General features: G+C 65.7%; 17 protein-coding genes and 1 pseudogene. 11 read left to right on the top strand and 7 right to left on the bottom strand.

Annotated features, from left to right (window positions below):
- Nucleotides 1-447: 447 nt before the first annotated feature.
- The 4 genes from CKO41_RS15945 to CKO41_RS15930 all read right to left on the bottom strand — a co-directional run bounded on the left by CKO41_RS15945 (nucleotide 448) and on the right by CKO41_RS15930 (nucleotide 4,189).
- Nucleotides 448-819, bottom strand: coding sequence for a hypothetical protein (locus tag CKO41_RS15945; RefSeq protein WP_242464380.1), 372 nt, complete (start codon nucleotides 817-819; stop codon nucleotides 448-450).
- Between the two features lie 208 nt (nucleotides 820-1,027).
- Entirely contained in the window at nucleotides 1,028-2,101 is a 1,074-nt protein-coding gene (gene metA, locus CKO41_RS15940) for a homoserine O-succinyltransferase MetA (RefSeq protein WP_200249434.1), read from the bottom strand.
- 15 nt (nucleotides 2,102-2,116) lie between these two features.
- On the bottom strand, nucleotides 2,117-2,977 hold the full coding sequence (locus CKO41_RS15935) for an ATPase (RefSeq protein ID WP_200249435.1): 861 nt from the start codon (nucleotides 2,975-2,977) through the stop codon (nucleotides 2,117-2,119).
- A gap of 351 nt (nucleotides 2,978-3,328) precedes the next feature.
- Nucleotides 3,329-4,189 (bottom strand): adenylate kinase family protein, encoded by an 861-nt coding sequence (locus CKO41_RS15930; RefSeq protein ID WP_200249437.1) that lies wholly within the window; start codon nucleotides 4,187-4,189, stop codon nucleotides 3,329-3,331.
- A 453-nt stretch (nucleotides 4,190-4,642) separates the two neighbouring features.
- Between CKO41_RS15930 and CKO41_RS15925 the strand changes: the two genes are divergently transcribed.
- From CKO41_RS15925 to CKO41_RS15880, 10 genes and pseudogenes are all read left to right on the top strand, one after another.
- Nucleotides 4,643-5,479, top strand: a complete 837-nt coding sequence (locus tag CKO41_RS15925) for a sulfotransferase domain-containing protein (protein ID WP_276568959.1) — start codon at nucleotides 4,643-4,645, stop codon at nucleotides 5,477-5,479.
- Between the two features lie 92 nt (nucleotides 5,480-5,571).
- Nucleotides 5,572-6,624 carry a glycosyltransferase gene (locus CKO41_RS18965; protein ID WP_200249459.1) on the top strand — a complete coding sequence of 351 codons (1,053 nt, stop codon included), beginning with the start codon at nucleotides 5,572-5,574 and terminating at the stop codon, nucleotides 6,622-6,624.
- A gap of 30 nt (nucleotides 6,625-6,654) precedes the next feature.
- Nucleotides 6,655-7,296, top strand: a pseudogene (locus tag CKO41_RS18960) (glycosyltransferase); the annotation flags it as partial.
- Nucleotides 7,297-7,325: 29 nt separating this feature from the next.
- On the top strand, nucleotides 7,326-8,012 hold the full coding sequence (locus tag CKO41_RS15910) for a hypothetical protein (protein WP_200383010.1): 687 nt from the start codon (nucleotides 7,326-7,328) through the stop codon (nucleotides 8,010-8,012).
- 261 nt (nucleotides 8,013-8,273) lie between these two features.
- Nucleotides 8,274-8,537 (top strand): class I SAM-dependent methyltransferase, encoded by a 264-nt coding sequence (locus tag CKO41_RS15905; RefSeq protein WP_200383009.1) that lies wholly within the window; start codon nucleotides 8,274-8,276, stop codon nucleotides 8,535-8,537.
- 175 nt (nucleotides 8,538-8,712) lie between these two features.
- A complete protein-coding gene (locus CKO41_RS15900; protein ID WP_200383008.1) occupies nucleotides 8,713-9,831 on the top strand; it encodes a glycosyltransferase in 1,119 nt (372 codons plus the stop codon).
- An 18-nt stretch (nucleotides 9,832-9,849) separates the two neighbouring features.
- On the top strand, nucleotides 9,850-10,623 hold the full coding sequence (locus tag CKO41_RS15895; protein WP_200249449.1) for a sulfotransferase family 2 domain-containing protein: 774 nt from the start codon (nucleotides 9,850-9,852) through the stop codon (nucleotides 10,621-10,623).
- A gap of 174 nt (nucleotides 10,624-10,797) precedes the next feature.
- The gene (locus CKO41_RS15890) at nucleotides 10,798-11,865 is read left to right on the top strand and encodes a polysaccharide pyruvyl transferase family protein (RefSeq protein WP_200383007.1); all 1,068 of its coding nucleotides are present in this window, start codon (nucleotides 10,798-10,800) and stop codon (nucleotides 11,863-11,865) included.
- Nucleotides 11,862-12,995 carry a glycosyltransferase gene (locus CKO41_RS15885; RefSeq protein WP_200249451.1) on the top strand — a complete coding sequence of 378 codons (1,134 nt, stop codon included), beginning with the start codon at nucleotides 11,862-11,864 and terminating at the stop codon, nucleotides 12,993-12,995. The genes CKO41_RS15890 and CKO41_RS15885 overlap by 4 nt, the downstream gene beginning before the upstream one ends.
- A 32-nt stretch (nucleotides 12,996-13,027) precedes the next feature.
- Nucleotides 13,028-13,897, top strand: coding sequence for a sulfotransferase (locus tag CKO41_RS15880; RefSeq protein WP_200249452.1), 870 nt, complete (start codon nucleotides 13,028-13,030; stop codon nucleotides 13,895-13,897).
- A gap of 75 nt (nucleotides 13,898-13,972) precedes the next feature.
- Here CKO41_RS15880 and CKO41_RS15875 read toward each other — a convergent pair whose 3' ends face one another.
- Nucleotides 13,973-14,773 carry a M48 family metallopeptidase gene (locus CKO41_RS15875; RefSeq protein WP_200249453.1) on the bottom strand — a complete coding sequence of 267 codons (801 nt, stop codon included), beginning with the start codon at nucleotides 14,771-14,773 and terminating at the stop codon, nucleotides 13,973-13,975.
- Between the two features lie 255 nt (nucleotides 14,774-15,028).
- On the opposite strand from CKO41_RS15875, the gene CKO41_RS15870 reads away from it, so the two are divergent.
- A complete protein-coding gene (locus CKO41_RS15870; protein ID WP_200249455.1) occupies nucleotides 15,029-15,415 on the top strand; it encodes a DUF3775 domain-containing protein in 387 nt (128 codons plus the stop codon).
- Between the two features lie 32 nt (nucleotides 15,416-15,447).
- On the opposite strand, the gene CKO41_RS15865 is transcribed toward CKO41_RS15870, so the two are convergent.
- Both CKO41_RS15865 and CKO41_RS15860 read right to left on the bottom strand, forming a co-directional pair.
- Complete coding sequence (locus tag CKO41_RS15865) at nucleotides 15,448-16,101, bottom strand: hypothetical protein (RefSeq protein WP_200249456.1); 654 nt, start codon at nucleotides 16,099-16,101, stop codon at nucleotides 15,448-15,450.
- A gap of 68 nt (nucleotides 16,102-16,169) precedes the next feature.
- A complete protein-coding gene (locus CKO41_RS15860) occupies nucleotides 16,170-17,483 on the bottom strand; it encodes a hypothetical protein (RefSeq protein ID WP_200383006.1) in 1,314 nt (437 codons plus the stop codon).
- Between the last annotated feature and the right edge of the window lie 512 nt (nucleotides 17,484-17,995).

Here is a 17,995-nt window from a genome sequence, read left to right as displayed (position 1 = left end):
AGCCGACCCGCTCACCCCGAACTGGGCGCTCGACGACTCGGCCGACCACCGTTGGGCATCCTGACCCAGTCCCGAGTCGACCCCGCGCGGCAGGCCACCGGAACCGATCGACGAGGCCGAGCGGAGGCCACCGACAGGCCCGGAGCCAGATAGCGGTTCGTCCCTAAGGTATCCCCACAAAATGGCGAGATGGCTCAGATTGCCAGAGCCGGCTTCCGTTGGTAAGTCGACCTACGCCCACGCGGTTTAGCCCCCCTCTTATCCGGGGATACCTCAGGGTTCGTCCGCGTTTCGTCATTGTCGCAAGCGGGGGCGGTCGGCCTGGAGGATACCCGCCTCCCACCGAGGCAGGAAGGGCCGACCTGTGTGCGGCATCGGTCCAGAACTCGCCGTTAGGACCGCGCAGCGCCCCCGCTCGTCGTGCCGGGCCTCATCGAGGCGCAATCCTCACTGGACCGATTCGGGCGCCCAGGCCGCCAGGCGATGACGCTCCTGGGTCAGGTCGAGCTCGAAAAGGCCGTCGAGCACCCTCAACGCCTCCTCGAGGCTGAGGCATTCCCATTCGTCGGTCATCACATGGTTGGTCCAGTCCTCGACGCGGTAGCGGTTTCCGGACCAGGGTCGCTCGACGCGCAACTGGTAGCCGGTGCCAGTCGCCGCGTCCCACTTGTAACGGATCGTCTGCTCTCGTTGGTCGAACATCTCTCTTCGTCCAGTGTATGCCATGCCGCCGAACACCACACCCCGGGCCACCGCCCGGAACTCGGCGGGGCCGAGACGCGGGGCCGGATGGGCGGTTTCCATGGCCTCAGTATCCATCGGATCCAATCGGCATTCACCGTCTTGCATGTCGATTTTTTGTCACAGGTCAAGCGAAACGCGATCTCTCGCATGCCCCGACGTTACGGCGCGAGCGCCTTCATTATCCTCGAAGTATCCATGGTAAAAGGCCGGTTGCGCACTTGCGACAGGCATGACCTCGGCGGCATTCGCGCAACAAGCCGGCCTGCCGGCGATCGCGAATCCCTCATCGCCGCGTCAGGCCGAGCGGGTCCTGCGGATCGATGTGGGGCATGAAGGGATTGCGCCGATTGTTGTCGGTGACCCTGTAGATGAGCCCCATCCAGTTGCCGACGACGCCCTCGGCGGTATCGTGCCAGGTGTTGTCGAGGCGCGCGGCGACCAGGTCCTCGGGCAACTCCGGTGGCGGGCGGCCGCGATCGAGTGCCTTCAGGACATGCTCGCGGTGCTCGTCGAGGATCGCCTGCTCGCGCAGCGGGAAGTAATTCTGCGGAAACGGCGGATAGTCGGCACGCTCGCCGGCGGCGAAGCGGCGGACCTCGCGCTTGTACTCCTTGAGCAGCGAGATGGTGTCGTACTCCGGGTGGCCCTGGAAGAAGACCAGCCGCAGCCCGTCCGGGCTGGTCGCCAGATGGACGCCGGCGCCCTCGCTTTCGACCAGTACCGGCAGCCCGGCCGCATCGAACTGGCCCCGGCTGATCTCGTTGAAGCGCGAATGCGGCACATCGAAAAGGGTATTGACGTTCTCGACGAGCGGATGCCGTCGATCGACGACCCGGTGGGCGAAGACCCCCCAGCGCTTCGCCGGCAGGGGACGACGGCGCTGGCCGTAGCGGAACTGTAGGACGGCGTGGGTCGCCAGGCACGAGCAGAGGGTCGAGGTCACGTGCTCGTAGGCCCAGTCGACGACCTCGATCAACGGCCCCCAGAAGGGCTCCTCGGCGAGGTCCTGTCCGGTGACGTTGGCGCCGGTCACGATGAGGGCGTCGAGCCCCTCCTCGCGCAGCTTGTCGAAGGGCTCGTAGTATTCGGCGATGTACTCGCGCGCCCGGGCCGAGCGCGTCAGCCCCTCGAGCGTGAATGGATGGACGTAGAACTGGGCGATCTGATTGCTCTGCCCGACCAGCCGGAAGAACTGACGCTCCGTCGCCGCCAGCGCCGCGTCGGGCATCATGTTCAGCAACCCGATGTGCAACTCGCGGATGTCCTGCTGGATCGCGCGGTCCGGGTCGAGGAGATGCTGTCCCTCGGCCTGCAACCGGGCGAAGGTCGGGAGGGCGTTGTGCGCGACGATAGGCATCAGAGGCGACCCCGCTCAGTCATCGAGCGGCTGGTCCTTGCGCGATACGGCAAGCTCCAGCAGTTGGAGGAAATCCCGCTCGTCGCGGACCTGGGCAACCTCGGTCGAGGTCACCCGGTAGCCGTGCGGGCGGGCGATCGCCTCGTAGCGCGGCACCCGCGAGTGGAAGAGCCGTGGAAAGACCCAGCGGGTGAAGTCGTCCGGGTCGACCTGGGCGACGAATTCCAGGCCGCGCTCGGCGAGGTAGTCCTTGACCGCCGAGCGGAGGAACTCGGGGCGATAGTAGAGCGGCTTGGGGTCCGCCTGGGCGCGCTCGATCAGCTTGGCCTCGTCCTCTTCGGGCACCTGGATGTAGAGGATCAGCGTGTGCCGCGCCAAGAGATCGATGACGTCCGGCTCGTCGAGTTCGCACAGGCTACCGCCGACATCGTTGACGAAGTTGCTGTAGCCGTAGATCTGCCAGGCCTTGTCGATGAAGCTCGGCACGTCGCGCATCGCCGCGATCTCGGCCTGACGGTAGAGGGCCTGGCGGCGCTGGAACTCCTTCAGCGGCAGCCCGCCGAGCTCGGGGTTGCCAAGCTTGCCGATGAAGCTCAGCACCGGCCCTAGATCGGCGACCTTGATATTGTTGCGGATGAAGATCCAGTCGCGGCGCAGCAGGTCGCGCAGGAACGGCACCTGCATCGCCTGGGCCTTGATCAGATCCAGGATCGGTTCATCGAGATAGCGCGTACCGATGCGATAGTCGCCCGAGTAGTGGAACCACTCATGGCGGCGCAGCATCGCCGACAGATGGGTCTTGCCGACGCCGGACATGCCGAGCAGCGTGACCCGCCGACTGCGCCAATTGCGGATTTCCTCGACCGTGAACTTCAAGCGGGCACCCCTTCGAGCTGGAGAAAAGACGGCGTTGCGGCGATGGTAATCGATCCGTCGGAACGGTGGCCAGGTCGCCCCGCCCTCGCCAGCCGGTCCGGGCCGCCGCCGCGGACAGGTCGCGAGCGACCACCTGCCGCCGGCCCTCCCCATCGGCATTGGTTTTCGTCGGATCGCCGCGCGGCCACGGCATCTGGGTGCGATGGATGGGGACCTTGAAAAATGCGAGTCGCCCGCGCGAGGTGAGGATGCCCCGCCCTGTTCAGTCGCGATAAGCGACTGAACAGGAAGGAAGTCGGAAACTGCGCTTTCGACTTCCGTGCTGATTTTTGGCCAGGACGGCCCGTCTCCCTAGCCCTGATGGGCACTGAGCAGGCTCGCCATGCGCTTTGCAACCGATTCGCCGGATCCCTCGTTGGAAACCGTCACGACCGAAACACCCCGGGCAGCGAGGGCGTCCACCATCGCCAACACGGCATCCCGGCAGCAGACCATGAAACGCCGCTTGCCCTCCTCGTCAGTCGGCGCCACCCAGCTCGGCCAACCCCGCTGCTCCAGACGTTGGAATATCACCTCGTCGGGAGCATCGATGACGATCAGCAGGTCCGGGCTTGGCATATGGGTCGCGTACTCGCCCACCATGGCGGGCGTGAAATTCAGGTGCAACGCCAGGGACACCGCTTTTTGCGCGAACCCCTCGTCGAACATGAGAAACCGGTGGCGACAGCGTCCGGAATCCTTCGAATCAGTCGCCAGTCGATAGTCGGCGAATAGCCTATGAAACCAACTCAATACCAGCACCTTGTCCCTGGCCGCCGCATCGGCGGCATCGACGGCACCGATCAGCCAAACCGCAAGATCTTGGTGACTCTCCACGAAATCGATCAGTGCGCGCGTCTCCAATTCCCGCGCCCGGTACTGGTAGCCCCCCCGCAAGGCCCGCCTCGCGATGGCGTCTGGTAGGAGATCGGTGATGAATCCGAGCTGGTAACGACTCCATCTGTAACGAAACTTGAGCGCACCGACACGCTCCTTGTACCCGAGAAAGGGAGCGACCGAGCCGCCTAGCCGCCTCAGTCGCTTCAGCAAAAAGGTCTTGCCCACCCCCGGCATGCCCAAAATCTCGACGCGCCGAACGCCGCCAGCCGGGCCGATGCCGCCAGGCTTGTCGATCAGCGGTAAGCCAGGTATCGTGCGCGCATTGTTGCTCAAGAACGAAGCTCCATCGAATCGCGTCCGCTCGGACCGTTCGGCACGGTCAAGTCACCGAACGCAAAAATGAATTTCAGAACAGGATTTTGTCTTGCGACCCAGCCGGCAAGGGCGTAAACGACGACGATCGCAGAAAAGACCGCCATCAGACATAGTAGATGGTGATTGGCGGTCTGCGTCGCAGGCCTCGCCCTTCGGATCGCGCGGTGCCGGCCTGGCCACGACATCAGGATCCCTGCGCGGGCGCCCTCGATCGCCCCATATCACCGATCCAAGGGCACCTTGAAAGACTCGAGGTACCCGTGCAGGGCTCGAACGCCCTACCACTTCAGTCGCCTAAGCGACTGAAAATGAAGCAGAGCGGAAATCGCATTTTCGCTCCGCACCTTGAAGAATTGCCAAGAAAGCCATTTTCAAGGTCCCCCTCAGAATACTACGAACGGAACCGATCAGATGACCCCGTGGAGGAAATTCAGGCGCTGGTGGCTACGCAGAACGGCCCCGATGCAGCTGATATCCTACCCCAAATGCGGCCGAACCTGGCTGGTGATGATGATCAGCAAGGCCACGGAACTCCACTACGGCATTACGCTCGACAACCCCTTGAGGTTGCGAGACTATCACGGGCGCAACCGACAGATCCCCTCCATCTATGTGCACCACGACGGCGGCCCCGAGTTCAAACGTGCCGATGAGCTCGAAACGGACAAAGGGGGATATCGCCAGAGCCGAGTAGTGCTGCTAGTGCGAGATCCCCGCGACGTACTGGTGTCCTCGTTTTTTCAGCAGACCCAGCGCAATGTCAACTACCAGGGAAGGCTAGAGACCTATATCCGGGGGCCAGTCGGAGGCCTTACGACGATCCTTGCCTTTTATAATATCTGGGCACGCAACGCCCATGTGCCGAAGGCCTTGTTGCTGATCACTTACGAGGAGATGCGCGAGGCGCCCGCGGCCACATTGCGCAAGGTATTGGACTTCTACGCCCTGCAAGAGATCTCCGATGCCGAGGCCGAGGCGGCCGTCGAGTTCTGCCGCTTCGAGAACATGAAGGAGATGGAACAACAGGGTCGATACGCCACGCGCTCTCTGTCGGCGCGGCGCTCAGCGGACGAGCGGACATTCAAGATGCGCAAGGGGAAGGTAGGCGGGTACCGAGAACACCTGTCACCTCAGGACCAAATCTGGGTGGACGGACTCATCCGCGAAACCCTCGATCCGACGATGTTCGCGTGCTACCACACAACAGCCGCTGAGCCCCGGTTGTCCGACGGGGAAGTCGGACCGTGACCCGTAGGGCAGACGACTCCCGCTCAGGCGGCCGAATCGTACTCTTCGGGGATTTCGCCGAGACCGGCGGAATCCAGCGAACGCTGGCGGCCATGGTGCCGGTGTGGGCGGCGGAAGGCCACACGGTGGAGATCGTGACCTTCCGGGGGGGCGGGATCTTCTTTCCGGACGAGATCGGGGCCGTCGCGGCGCACCACGATCTCCAAACCCGCGGGCGCCTGCCAACCTTGTTCGCCCTGTGGCGCCATCTGCGTCGTCACCCGGCCGACGCCGTACTGTCTTGCACCCATGTTGCGAACAGCGTCGTCTGCGCGCTGGGCCGACTTCCCGGCATCGAGGCGCGACGCCTCGTGAGCGTCGCCAACCCGTACGGCCAGTCGGCCAAGCATCGCCACGCGGCACAGCGCCTGAGAAAATTTCGGGAGGTGCGGCGACTCTACCCTTGGGCACACACTGTCATCACCGTCTCCGACGGCGTTCGGCGGGACCTCATCGACAAGGTGGGCCTCCGGCATCCGGATATTCGGGTGATCCACAACGCGGTGATCAACCCCGGCATCCTGGAACGAGCCCAGGAGACCCCGGAACATCGATGGGTTGATGCAGACCACCGCCCGATAATCGTCAGCGCCGGACGATTGGCACGTCAGAAGGACTATCCGACGCTGCTGAAGGCCTTCGCTCGGCTGCGCGAGCGGGTTGATGCCCGACTCGTCATCTTTGGGGAGGGCGAGGAGCGGCAGCCGCTGGAGACCCTGGTGCGCGAGCTCGGCCTCGCCGATCATGTAGCGCTGCCCGGTTTCGTGACGAACCCCTACGCCTGGATTGCCCGGGCCGATGTCTTCGCCCTCTCGTCGGCCTGGGAGGGTTTCGGCAACGTGATCGCCGAGGCCCTCGCCCTCGGTCGCCCGATCGTCGCGACCAACTGCCCCGGCGGTCCTCGCGAGATCCTTCAAGACGGACGATTCGGCACCCTGGTACCGGTCGGCGACGACCTGGCCCTTGCCGAGGCCTTGGAATCGACCATCCGGACCGGCGGCCCCGCCTACGTCCCAAGCGAAGCCAGCCGACGCTTTACGGCCGACCATACGGCACGCGCCTATCTGCGGGCCTTCGGCCTGAACACGGGAGAGACCAGACCATGAGGCCGCGCCGCATCGCGATGCGTCGGGCGCCTCACGCGCCAGAAGGGATTCGATATCCTATTGGAGACCTTCGCCCGACTGCGCCGGACACGGCCGGCACGGCTCATGATCCTTGGCGACGGGCCGGAGCGGCCCGCCCTGGAGGCGCAGGCTCGACGGTTGGGGATCGATGCCGACGTCGCCCTGATCGGTTTCGTGTCAGACCCGTTACCCTACATGGCCCAGGCCGACCTCTTCGTGCTCTCCTCCCGTTACGAGGGCCTGGGCAATGTGCTGGTGGAAGCGATGGCAGTCGGCTGCCCTGTCGTGTCGACGGACTGCCCGAGCGGACCGCGCGAGATCCTCGAGGACGGCCACCATGGGCCGCTGGTACCTGTCGAGAATGCGGAGATGCTCGCCGAAGCCATGGCCGAGCACCTGGATCAGACGCGCCGCGCCGAGGATCTCGAGGCGGCAACCCGGCGGTTCGACAGTCGTCAGATCGCGGACGAAATGGCCGTCCGGGCAATTTCACAAGACGCGAAGCGAAAATACGATGTCCGCTTCGCTTCATCTTCAGTCGTCGAGGCGACTGACACGGGCGGACACCCTGAATCCTTCAAGGTGCCCAGTCGTCTCGTCGCTGCGCGCAGTTTTTTTGAACCAACGAAAGGCATGAGCATCCGGTCGTGATTCTGTCTCATAAGAATCGATTCATATTTTTGAAGACGAGCAAGACCGCCGGGACGAGCTTGGAGATCGCCCTGTCGAAATATTGCGGACCTGACGATGTCATTACCCCGATCCAACTCGACGACGAGGCGGTCAGGGCCTCCCTCGGGTACCCTGGGCCCCAGAACTATCTGAAGCCACGCCGCCAATATACCCCGCGAGACCATTTCAGGCTGATGCGGGGCCGCAAGGCGCCCAGGACCTTCTACAATCACATCCCCGCGCGGGATGTGCGCGCGCGGGTCGGAAAGGCGATCTGGGAAAGCTACCTCAAGGTATCGATCGTCAGAAATCCGTTCGACTATGTCGTGAGCCGATATTTCTGGGCCCACGAGGGGCAAGAGGTCTCGAGAACGGGCTTTCGCGAGTATCTGATGTCGAAGCCGAAGGTCCTGCACAAGAACAGGAGGATCACGCACATCGATGGCACGAAGGCCGTCGACTTCATGATCAGGTTCGAGCATTTCGGCGATGACCTGACGGAGCTTGCGGAGAGGGTCGGACTCCCCCGTGATCTCCATGCCGAATTCAGCGCACTGGGGGCCAAGAAGGGCGTGCGGCCGCCGCACGCGACGACCGACGAGATGTTTTCCGGCTTCAGTGAGGGCATCGAATTGGTGTGCGCGATCTACGAAGAAGACATCGCCGAGTACGGATATGCGGTGCCATCCGGGTGATTGCCACGTACGATCGCCCTGGCCTATTGCGCGGCAGCGACCGATCCGTCCGGCGGCGGTTGCGCAGAGACGACCGCATTCCTGGAAAGTCGACGAACACCCATTGTCGATGGGGACAGACAGATGAAGGCTTTGACCAAGAGAGTCCGCAACTCCCTGATGAAGCGATGAATTCGCTCCAGACCCTGCGCCTTCACCGCCTGGCGTTACCGGGGCGCCTGCCTTCTTCTAAGCCGCGATCAGCCCAAGGAAAGCAAACTGGTGCTGCGCGGGAAGTACGACCGTCGACAACTCGACAGCATGTCGACGTGGGTGGCGGAACGCGAGGCGACGGCACTGGTCGACGTCGGCGCGAATATCGGACTCTACTCCGTCATAATTGGCAGGGCGCCGAGCCTCTCCGCCGTCTATGCCTTCGAACCGATCGAGAGGCTGCGACACCAACTCCAGATGAATGCCACGATGAACTCGGTACGCACGATGCGGGTGTTCTCCGAGGCTTGGAGGGTCTCGAGGTCAATGTGATACGGGGCATGGACAATTTGTCAACGGAGAACGACTGCTATCCAAATCGAGGGGCTGAGCGAGAACTCGGGACCGCCGCCGGGCACCAGCGCGAGGCCGCCAGGCCGTTCGGAGCGCGACGGGCGGCCCCCGCCGATCTGCGAGCCTTGGGCCTGAGCACGGAAGAGAACAGACCATGAGGCCGCGCCGCATCGCGATCGTCGGACCACTCAAGGCCTGGGGCGGAATCGAGGGTAAGGTCGTCACGTTGGCGCGAGAGTTCCTCACCCAGGGCATACAGGTGGACCTGGTTCTGCTGCGCGGCGGGCAGACGCCGTGCCCGGATCGGCTGCCGCCCGAGGTCAGGGTCATCGACCTCGCGACGCGCTCCAAACCCGATGGCATCCGACGTCTGGCAGCCTATCTGCGTGATCAGCATCCGAACGCGGTGCTCACGGTCAAGGACCACAGCGCGAAGGTCGCGCTGTTGGCCCGCTTCCTCGCCCGCGTCCAGACGCCGATCCTCATCAAGGTCACCAATACCTTGAGCCAGACCATTCGACGCCCGATACAGCGACTCATGATACGGCTGATGTACCCGAGGGCCGACGGCATCATCGCCATCTCACAGGGCGTCAAGAGGGATCTGGTGGACGTATACGGGATCCCTGGAGAGCGGATCAGCGTGATCTACAACCCGACGGTATCCGACGACTTTCCCGCGCGCGCGGCCCGAACACCCGAGCACCCGTGGTTCGCGCCCGGCCGTCCCCTTCCGGTCATCCTCGCCGCCGGGCGCCTCACGCGCCAGAAGGGATTCGATATCCTGTTGGAGGCCTTCGCCCGACTGCGCCGGACACGGCCGGCACGGCTCATGATCCTTGGCGACGGGCCGGAGCGGCCCGCCCTGGAGGCGCAGGCTCGACGGTTGGGGATCGATGCCGACGTCGCCCTGATCGGTTTCGTGTCAGACCCGTTACCCTACATGGCCCAGGCCGACCTCTTCGTGCTCTCCTCCCGTTACGAGGGCCTGGGCAATGTGCTGGTGGAAGCGATGGCAGTCGGCTGCCCTGTCGTGTCGACGGACTGCCCGAGCGGACCGCGCGAGATCCTCGAGGACGGCCACCATGGGCCGCTGGTACCTGTCGAGAATGCGGAGATGCTCGCCGAAGCCATGGCCGAGCGCCTGGATCAGACGCGCCGCGCCGAGGATCTCGGGGCGGCAACCCGGCGGTTCGACAGTCGGCACATCGCCGCGGAGTACCTGCACGCGCTCGGGCTTGCCAGGACAGATGAAGCGAACCGGATTACATGAAATTCGCGATGAAACCCGATGATCATTTCCTATAAGCACAAGTTCGTATTCCTACACGCGGCCAAAACGGGCGGCAGTTCGATTGCGCTGGCGCTCTATCCACACCTCGGCCCGGATGACATCATCATCGGAACGCAGCAACATGCCAAGCGCCATGGCCTTCGCCCCAACCGGCGCACCCTGCGCCTCGCGCTCCACCCAAGCGTCGTGGCCCTGCTACTGAAAGAAACCATCAGCACACGGGATTCGGGCAAGGCCATCGACAAAGCGGTGAAGACCTACTATCGCCGAGCCCATGGCCTCAGCAGCGCCCACGCCCCCCCCGAGGAAGTTAGGCGCTTCATGGGGCCACTTTGGGATGAGTTTCATAAATTTGCCTTTGCACGCAATCCTTGGGATTGGATGGTCTCCGTCTATTACTGGCGACATCGTAGGCAGCCGAGGTCCGAATGGCCAGAATTCGAAGCCTTCGTTGAGACAATTCGACGGGAGGTCAAGAACGGCGAACCCGAGGGACTGCGGTTGATGAGATCGTTTTCGATGTTCTTCGACAACGGGAAACAAATCGTAGACTCGATTGGCCGGTTCGAGCACATGGAAAGTGATTTTCGTCAAATCTGTCAGCGCATCGGCCTACCCACCGATATCCGCCTGCCAGTAGTAAATAAGAACAAGCTCCGCCCACCCCATGAATACCGTCAGCACTACAATGACGGAACGCGAACCATGGTCGAAGAACTCTTTGCCGTAGTTTACGATAACAAGACGCACGAACTCGGCTTCGAGTTCTAGCGGAGACGTCTCACACGACGCTCTGGCGACACATTCGATGCTACGCCTTTCCGCAAATTTCGCTCTATCGAAGCCCAATCTGAAACAACGATTTTCGGCAATCCGAGTTTCGGTTCTACGCGTTACTTCCGCAAGCCGCGGGCGCACGCAATCAACGAGAGAATAAGGCGCAAAATGCAAGCGGATCGTTACCCCTTGGTATGGATTGCCCATCGATGCCTGACCAGAAATCTTGGCGATCAACTGCTTGGCATGGGACTGGAGGCGCGGATCAAGGGCTATACGCCCGCGATTGAGCGCGTCGAGTTCACCGGGGCACAGAACCTCTTCATACTTCGCATCCTTCGCAAGGCGCTAAAACGCCTCCGTTTCCGGGCCATGTCCGCCCGCATCTGCGTACTCGCCTACCTGCCCTACGCGCTGCTGAAGCGACCTCGCCTGATCGTGATCGGGGGCGGACAGTTGTTGCTGCCCAACGATGATTTCATGTTCGCGATCGAAACCTGGAGCCTCGTCGCAAGACGCTGTGGTGCGAAATTGGCCTTTTTCTCGGTAGGCACAGAGGAACGTGGCGGAGCGTTCTCCGAAACGATGCAGAAAATATTGAAGAGCAGCCTGTCGAGCGCATCGTTCGTCCGGCTACGGGACGGTCATAGTCAGAAGGTGATCGCCGGCATGACCGGCACTCGCTTTTCTCTCGTTCCGGACACGGCGTACGGCCTGACTCCGAGTTGCCGGGACGGAGCCGAGAGACACGGCGTCGGCGTCTGCCCGGCCTCGCTGAAGAGCGTGATGAACTATCGACGCTTTCAGAGTCGAACCGAGTATTACCAGGCATTTCAGAAGCACATCGACAAGCACCTGCGACCAGGTGAAGACTTGCTGGTCTTTTCGACAGCCTGGAGCGACCGACGCGAAGTCGAGGAGATGGGACGATTCCTCCGGGAATGCCATCCGGCCAACCCTGTCGAAGTCGTACCGATTGTCGACGCCGATGACCTGCTCGAGCTTCTCTGCCGATTGCGCGTCGTCGTCGGGTCGCGCATGCATGCGCTCATCCTCGGTCAGCTGGCAGGTACCACCGTCTGCACTGTCGCCCGCAACGAGAAGTTGGTTGCGTTCGAGGCGGAGACGACGAAGCAGACACTCGAATCCTTACGCGCCAAACTGGATGTCGAGGTCGAGACACTCCTTGAACAAACGGGCGTCGTAAAGAACGGAAGGTGCAACAGGCTTTCATGAATCGCTGGAACGATCGATCGCGGAGAGGCTCTGACGCTGCCCTCCTCTTCGCCACTTCCGGGCACAGCGGAGTGGATCGCGTGGTGCAGAATCTGCTGCCGGAATTCGGCCGCTTCAATCTGCGCCTCGATCTGCTCTCCATCCGCGGTCACGGCCCATTCGTCGAGACGCTGCCGGCGAATATGCGTCGGGTCCGGCTGGCAGCGGGTCACAAAGGGACGTCCCTGGCACCGCTCGCGGCCTACCTGTTGCGACACCGACCGGCCGCGCTGCTCGCTGCCAACCATGGGCTGAACCGGGCGGCCATCCTCGCGCGGCTGGCTACCCGCGTACCGACCCGCCTGACGATCCGCCTCGGCATGGCGCTGGCCGATCCCGGTGCGACCGAGGCGATCGGCAAGCCGCCCGCGGTGATCCGGTCGATGGCCCGCTGGTATCCACGGGCCGACGGGGTGATCACGCCCTCGTCGGGCGTGGCGGCCGACCTGGAACGTCTGGCCGGCGTCGCCCGCGAGCGCCTGCATGTGATCCCCAATCCCATCGTCAATGCCCGCCTCTACGAACTGGCGCGCGCGCCTGTGGATCACCCCTGGTTCACGGACCCGGACCGCCCCGTCGTCCTCGGCGTCGGCGAACTCTCCGAGCGCAAGGATTTCGCCACCCTGCTACGTGCCTTCGCGCGGCTGCGCCGGACCCGGCCCAGCCGGCTCGTGATCCTCGGCGAGGGACGCAGCCGGGCGGCGCTCGAGGCCCTGGGAGGCGAACTCGAAATCAGCAAGGATCTGTGGATGCCGGGCTATGACGCCAACCCGTACCGCTACATGGCCCGTGCGGCCCTATTCGTGTCGGCCTCGCGGCGCGAGGGATCCTCGGCGGTCATCGTCGAGGCCCTGGCCAATGGGCTGCCCGTGGTCTCGACGGATTGCCCCAGCGGCCCCGCCGAGACCCTACAGGGTGGACGTTTCGGGGCGCTGGTACCTGTGGGGGACGACATCGTGATGGCCCACGCCATGGCGACGACACTGGCAGCGCCACCGCCGCCCGAGCGCCAGCGCGCGGCCGCCATCCCGTTCGAAGCACGACGCGCTGCCCGCGCCTATCTGGAGGCCATGGGCATCGCCCTGCCCTGAGGCCCGTGTTGCCCGCGCCGATGGACGAGACCATGTCCGCGAGCTCCCCGGTGATCGTCATCGGCATGCACCGCTCGGGTACCAGCCTGTTGACCCGCGCGCTGGAGGAGTTGGGCCTCTTCATGGGCGTGAATACGACTCGTAACCAGGAGGCCCGGTTCACCAACGCCGTCAACGACTGGCTGCTCGCGCAGGCAGGCGCCTATTGGTTCACGCCGGAGCCCATCGATGACCTGCTGCGGGACGACTCATCGCGCCCGCTGATCGAGGCCTACCTGGGCGGCCTGGTGGCCGGCCCGGCCTGCCTCCGCTTCCTGGGCCTGCGCCGCTACCTGCGCTATCGCTCCCTGCACCGGGTCACCGAGCCCTGGGGCTGGAAGGACCCGCGTAACAGCTTCACGTTACCCGTCTGGCTCGGGATCTTTCCGCGAGCCCGCGTCTTGCACATCATGCGCCACGGCGTCGACGTGGCCGCGAGCTTGCGCACGCGCCGACGAGAGGCGCTGGCGCGAGCCGAGGCGCGTCTCGCACGTCTCAGGCCCCTGTATACGCTCGACCCGACCGCCCCCGGCCGCCGGCGCCTCGCCCACGCCATCCCCTGCGGGCAATTGGACACCGCCCTCGACCTCTGGAGCCGGTATTCCCGCCGGGCGAGGTCTCACGTCTGGGCGCTAGGCGATCGCGCGCTCGAACTCCGGTACGAAGATCTGCTCGCAGCCCCGCAGGACAACCTCTCCCGCATCGCGTCGTTTTGCGGCCTGTCGCTCGATGAAGCCACCTTGGTGCACACCGCCGCGCGCTTCGATACCAGTCGCGCCTTCGCCTATCGGCGCGATCCGGAGCTCGCGGCCTTTGCCCGAACCGCGATCGATCGGCTGGCCGCGTTGGGCTACGAGCCCTGACCGCGCCCTCCAGCGTGGCCGACCTCAGGCACCCTCAGGCACCTCGGGAGGGCGATGCCCCTGGTCGCGACGACCTCATCGCCGCGCGACCGCCCGCTCGTACTCCTCGAGCGCGCGCGGCATCATCTGCTCGAGTTGGGCGATGCGCCGGGCATCGACCGGATGCGTGCTGAGGAATTCCGGCGGCGACCCGCCCCGCGTCCGATTGGCCTCCTGAAAGCGGCGCCAGAAGGCCACCGCCTCGCGCGGGTCGTAGCCGGCACGGGCCATGAAGAGCAGGCCGAGCTGGTCGGCCTCCAACTCATGGGTGCGCGAGTAGGGCAGCATGACCCCGACCTGGGTGCCGATCCCGTAGGCCTGCATCGCCAGCTCGCGGGTCGCCGACGCTTGCGCGCCCAGCGCCGCCGACAGCGCGACCCCGCCCATCTGCACGAGGAGCCCCTGCGAGAGGCGCTCGCCGCCGTGGCGGGCGATGACGTGCGCGATCTCATGGGCGATGACGGTCGCGAGCCCAGCGTCGGTGCGGGTGATCGGCAGGATCCCCGAGTAGATGCCGACCTTGCCGCCCGGCAGCGCGAAGGCGTTCGGCGTATCCGGGGCCTCGAAGAGGACGAACTCCCACTGGTAGCCGGGCACCGGCGCCACGGCCGCGATGCGCCCGCCGACCCGACGCACCTGCGCGGTCTGCGCCTGATTGCGCGAGACCGGCGTCTCGGCCTTGACCTTGGTGAAGGTCTGGAGGCCGAGCTGGGCCTCCTGCGCCGGATCCACCAGCAGGAGTTGGGACCTGTTGGTCTCAGGGACCGAAGTGCAACCCACCAGGAGTGCGCCCGCCACGAGGTATGCCCCGCCGACGCGCCAGATTGCCGCCTTCATCGCTTATGCCCTCTCGTTGCGACGCGGATCGTTCGACCACGGGTGATGGGGCGTCGCCCATCGCCCTGGCATGGCCGTCGTCTGCCCGACCTTGTCCGATCTCGGATGCCGGGCCTGGCGACAAGCGTAGTAGACTGCGGGCCTGCCCCCGCGGCTGGGGATCGGCCGACGACCGGCGCCGATCGCCCGGCTGTCCGGGGCCGCCCGGCCCGGCCGGCCTTGCCGCGGGGCGCACCGCCGACAGGAGAAGCGAACATGCTCCATATCCGTCTCGAGACCTTGTGCTTCATCATCGCCAAGGCCCGCGAATTCCAGGCCAAAGAGGCCGTCGTGATCCCCGAGGTGCCCGACAGCCCCGGTGACGACTGGGCCTTGCAGGTCCTCGCCGATCATCGCGACGACCCCTGCCTGCGCGAAATCGAGGACACCCTGGCGGCCCTCAACGGTCGCCAGCGTGCCGAACTCATCGCCCTGATGTGGCTCGGGCGCGGCGACTACGACCTCGAGGACTGGGAGGACGCCGTCGACGAGGCACTCGGCGACCTATCGATGCGCGCCGCCGAGTACCTGCTCGCCCATCCGATGGTGTCGGACTATCTGGAAGAGGGGCTCATCGCGCACGGCTACTACTGCAACGAATAGCCTCGGCCGAGCGCCGCCGCGGCGCGGGGCCGTCACGGGTCGCCGGCCTCGCCCGGCCGCGCGCCCTCCTCGATCAGCTGCCCCGGCGCCGCCTTGCGTTCGCCGCGCCGCGCACGCTTGGCCGGCGCGGCGATCGCCTTGGTCTCCTCGAGGGTGATGGCGTTGATGGGCCGCTCGCCGGCCGTCACCAGCTTGTCCTGCCGCCAGCGGTCCTGGCGCGCGCGCACCCCGTAGCCGAGCAGCAGGCCACCGGCCGTCGTCAGGCTGAGCAACCCGACCGTGACGAACTGGGTCATCATCAAGACCACGCCGACCCCGCCCGCGACCAGGGCACCGGTCTTCAGCATGTTGCCGCTCGCCGCCCGCGCACGGGCCCTGGCGGCCTCGCGCTCCGTCGTCTTGACGGCCTTGGCCTTCTCCTTTTCGAGCTTCGTGCGGATCGCCTCGCGCTCGCGGTAGTGGCGCTCCTTGAGCCGCGACTCGGCCTTGCGTCGATGCCCCTCGGCGAGCGACGTGAACCAGAGGGCGACCAGGATGCCGACGGCGACGCCGATCGCGACGAACAGCCACCAGGTCTCGGTCGGATTGGAGCGCATGGCCGTGACGACGAGCAGCACGGTCACGCCCTGAACCAGCAGGATGCCGACGAGGTACTTGAGGAGGCTGGGGAGACTGAAACGCAGCATGAACGACCTTCAGACACTTGAAAGGGATAGGTGATTGGACCGGGAGGACACGCGCGGCCGGTGCGTCCTCAGCTACCGGCCGCGCCGCCGCCATCGGCCGCGGACACCCGGTCACCGACAGCGACCGGCGCCCGGACGAACTCGCCGACCCGAACCTCGCGCTCGGCCTCGCCGGGCACCAGCAGGGTCACCCAATCCTCGGGCGCGGCGGCGAGCCCGCGCCCCGCCCGCTCCGGGAAGACCGCCCGCAAGCGCTGGGTGATGGCGGCAAAGCCCGTGGTCGGCTCCGGCGGGGCCTGGGCGATGGGGCGATCGTAGGCATCGACGACCGCGTAGAGGTACTCGGCCCCGACATCGGACAGATCGACCAGCAGCCGAGGCGCGTCGCCGCCGAGCGGCACCAGCCGCGGTTCGAGGCTGGAGACGAGGAACGGACCGGCCCGCTCGCGCAGGCCACGCGCCAGCCCCGCATGACCGGCGGCGCGCAGATGGGCGGCGAAATCGGCCCGCATCGCCGCCGCCAGCCCGGCGCCGGTCGAGCGACCCGGGTCGACACCGGCGCGGCCCCCCGGGCGACGCGGCTCGACCGCGACGAGAAAGGCGTGCGAAGAGGCGCTCGACGCCTCCGTCTCCCGCTCGGGCGCGAGCACATAGCTCTCGATCAGGCGCAACAGTTCATCGTAGCGGTCGCGGTCGGCCGCCGGCAATGCCTCCAGGTCCGCATACAGCACGAAGGTGTAGAGGCCATAGCCCGGCAGCGCCTCGCGATAGAGGGGGCCGGCCTCCCGCGCGGTGATCAGGGGGGCCTCGCGGGCGCGCGTCGAAAAATAGGCCATCCCATAGGTCTGTTGCCAACCGTCCTGGCCCTGCGCGCCGGCCGGCCGGTCGAGCCCGACGAGGGCGGCCGCCGCGATGACCGGCTCCATCTCCGGGCCGGTCAACGACAGCGCCCGATCGACGACCGGATCGACGACCTCCGGCCCGCCCTGCGCGACCAGCTCGCGCACCACGGAGGCGACCACGCCGCAGCCGCCCGCCATCAGCGTCTCGGTCGCAGTGGCCGGATCGACGCCGGCGGCGTAGAGATCGCGGACCAGGGCCTCGAGGAATGCCGTCTCGCCGCGGCCCCGCGCCTCCCGGCATCGGGTCGCGACGAACTCCGCGACGGTCCCGGCCTCGGCACCCGCCCGGTTGCCCCCCAGGGCGCCCTGCCGGGCGCCAGCCGCCGTGCCCGGATCGACGACCTGCCACTGTGGCGCCGTCGATACCGCGGTGTCGCCGCCCGCGCAGCCGTCGATCAGGAGGGCGGCCGCGCCGAGCGATGCACCGATGAGGATCGAGTACCCGACGTGAACGAGCTGGCGAACAGGATTGGCTGACATGGCAGAATCGGCATGAGGGTGCGTGGGCTGGGCGGGCGCGGCGCCGGACCGATCGCCAGCGCCGCGCCCGAGCGACGGGCCGACGCAGGCGTTGCACCAGGCCGCCGCGGCCGAATAAAACTAGCAGACCTGCCCCCGAGCGCCCAGCGATATTTCAGGGCACCTTTGAAAAGGGATATTGATGACAGGCCATCACACGCGTCCCAGCGACCCCGGCCCCTTGGGGTAGAACGTCGCCAAGGCTCGTGGGGCTCCGCGCTGGAGGCTGACCAGGCAAGCCCGTTCAAGGTGCCCTTCAGTCCAGGCCAGGGCTGATCCGTTCTGTGGCCTTTTTCGTTGAGAGTGAAGGGTTGGCGGTCGATCCTCGACTGGGTTGGCGCTCAGGCGAATGCTCGCCTCTCGCAGCGGTCGAGACGGCGGCCGCGGAGGCCCATCCCGCACGGCCGTGCCAATGACCGCGCGGCACACGCGGCCCGGTCAGCCCCGCGCGCCCAACCCCGCCCCCTCGCACG

This window comes from Thiococcus pfennigii (genome assembly GCF_016583835.1).
In the GTDB taxonomy this organism is placed as follows: Bacteria; Pseudomonadota; Gammaproteobacteria; order Chromatiales; family Chromatiaceae; genus Thiococcus; species Thiococcus pfennigii.
The sequence above is the reverse complement of the archived record's forward strand: the minus strand, read 5'-3'. Positions and strand labels throughout refer to the sequence as shown.

Coding starts and splice junctions, on each gene's coding strand:
- CKO41_RS15880 (WP_200249452.1), top strand. CDS start 13,028: ATGTCCGCGAGCTCCCCGGTGATCGTCATCGGCATGCACCGCTCGGGT.
- CKO41_RS15945 (WP_242464380.1), bottom strand. CDS start 819: ATGGATACTGAGGCCATGGAAACCGCCCATCCGGCCCCGCGTCTCGGC.
- CKO41_RS15860 (WP_200383006.1), bottom strand. CDS start 17,483: ATGTCAGCCAATCCTGTTCGCCAGCTCGTTCACGTCGGGTACTCGATC.
- CKO41_RS15900 (WP_200383008.1), top strand. CDS start 8,713: ATGAGGCCGCGCCGCATCGCGATCGTCGGACCACTCAAGGCCTGGGGC.
- CKO41_RS15865 (WP_200249456.1), bottom strand. CDS start 16,101: ATGCTGCGTTTCAGTCTCCCCAGCCTCCTCAAGTACCTCGTCGGCATC.
- CKO41_RS15895 (WP_200249449.1), top strand. CDS start 9,850: ATGATCATTTCCTATAAGCACAAGTTCGTATTCCTACACGCGGCCAAA.
- CKO41_RS15885 (WP_200249451.1), top strand. CDS start 11,862: ATGAATCGCTGGAACGATCGATCGCGGAGAGGCTCTGACGCTGCCCTC.
- CKO41_RS15875 (WP_200249453.1), bottom strand. CDS start 14,773: ATGAAGGCGGCAATCTGGCGCGTCGGCGGGGCATACCTCGTGGCGGGC.
- CKO41_RS18965 (WP_200249459.1), top strand. CDS start 5,572: ATGGTGCCGGTGTGGGCGGCGGAAGGCCACACGGTGGAGATCGTGACC.
- CKO41_RS15925 (WP_276568959.1), top strand. CDS start 4,643: ATGACCCCGTGGAGGAAATTCAGGCGCTGGTGGCTACGCAGAACGGCC.
- metA (WP_200249434.1), bottom strand. CDS start 2,101: ATGCCTATCGTCGCGCACAACGCCCTCCCGACCTTCGCCCGGTTGCAG.
- CKO41_RS15890 (WP_200383007.1), top strand. CDS start 10,798: ATGCAAGCGGATCGTTACCCCTTGGTATGGATTGCCCATCGATGCCTG.
- CKO41_RS15870 (WP_200249455.1), top strand. CDS start 15,029: ATGCTCCATATCCGTCTCGAGACCTTGTGCTTCATCATCGCCAAGGCC.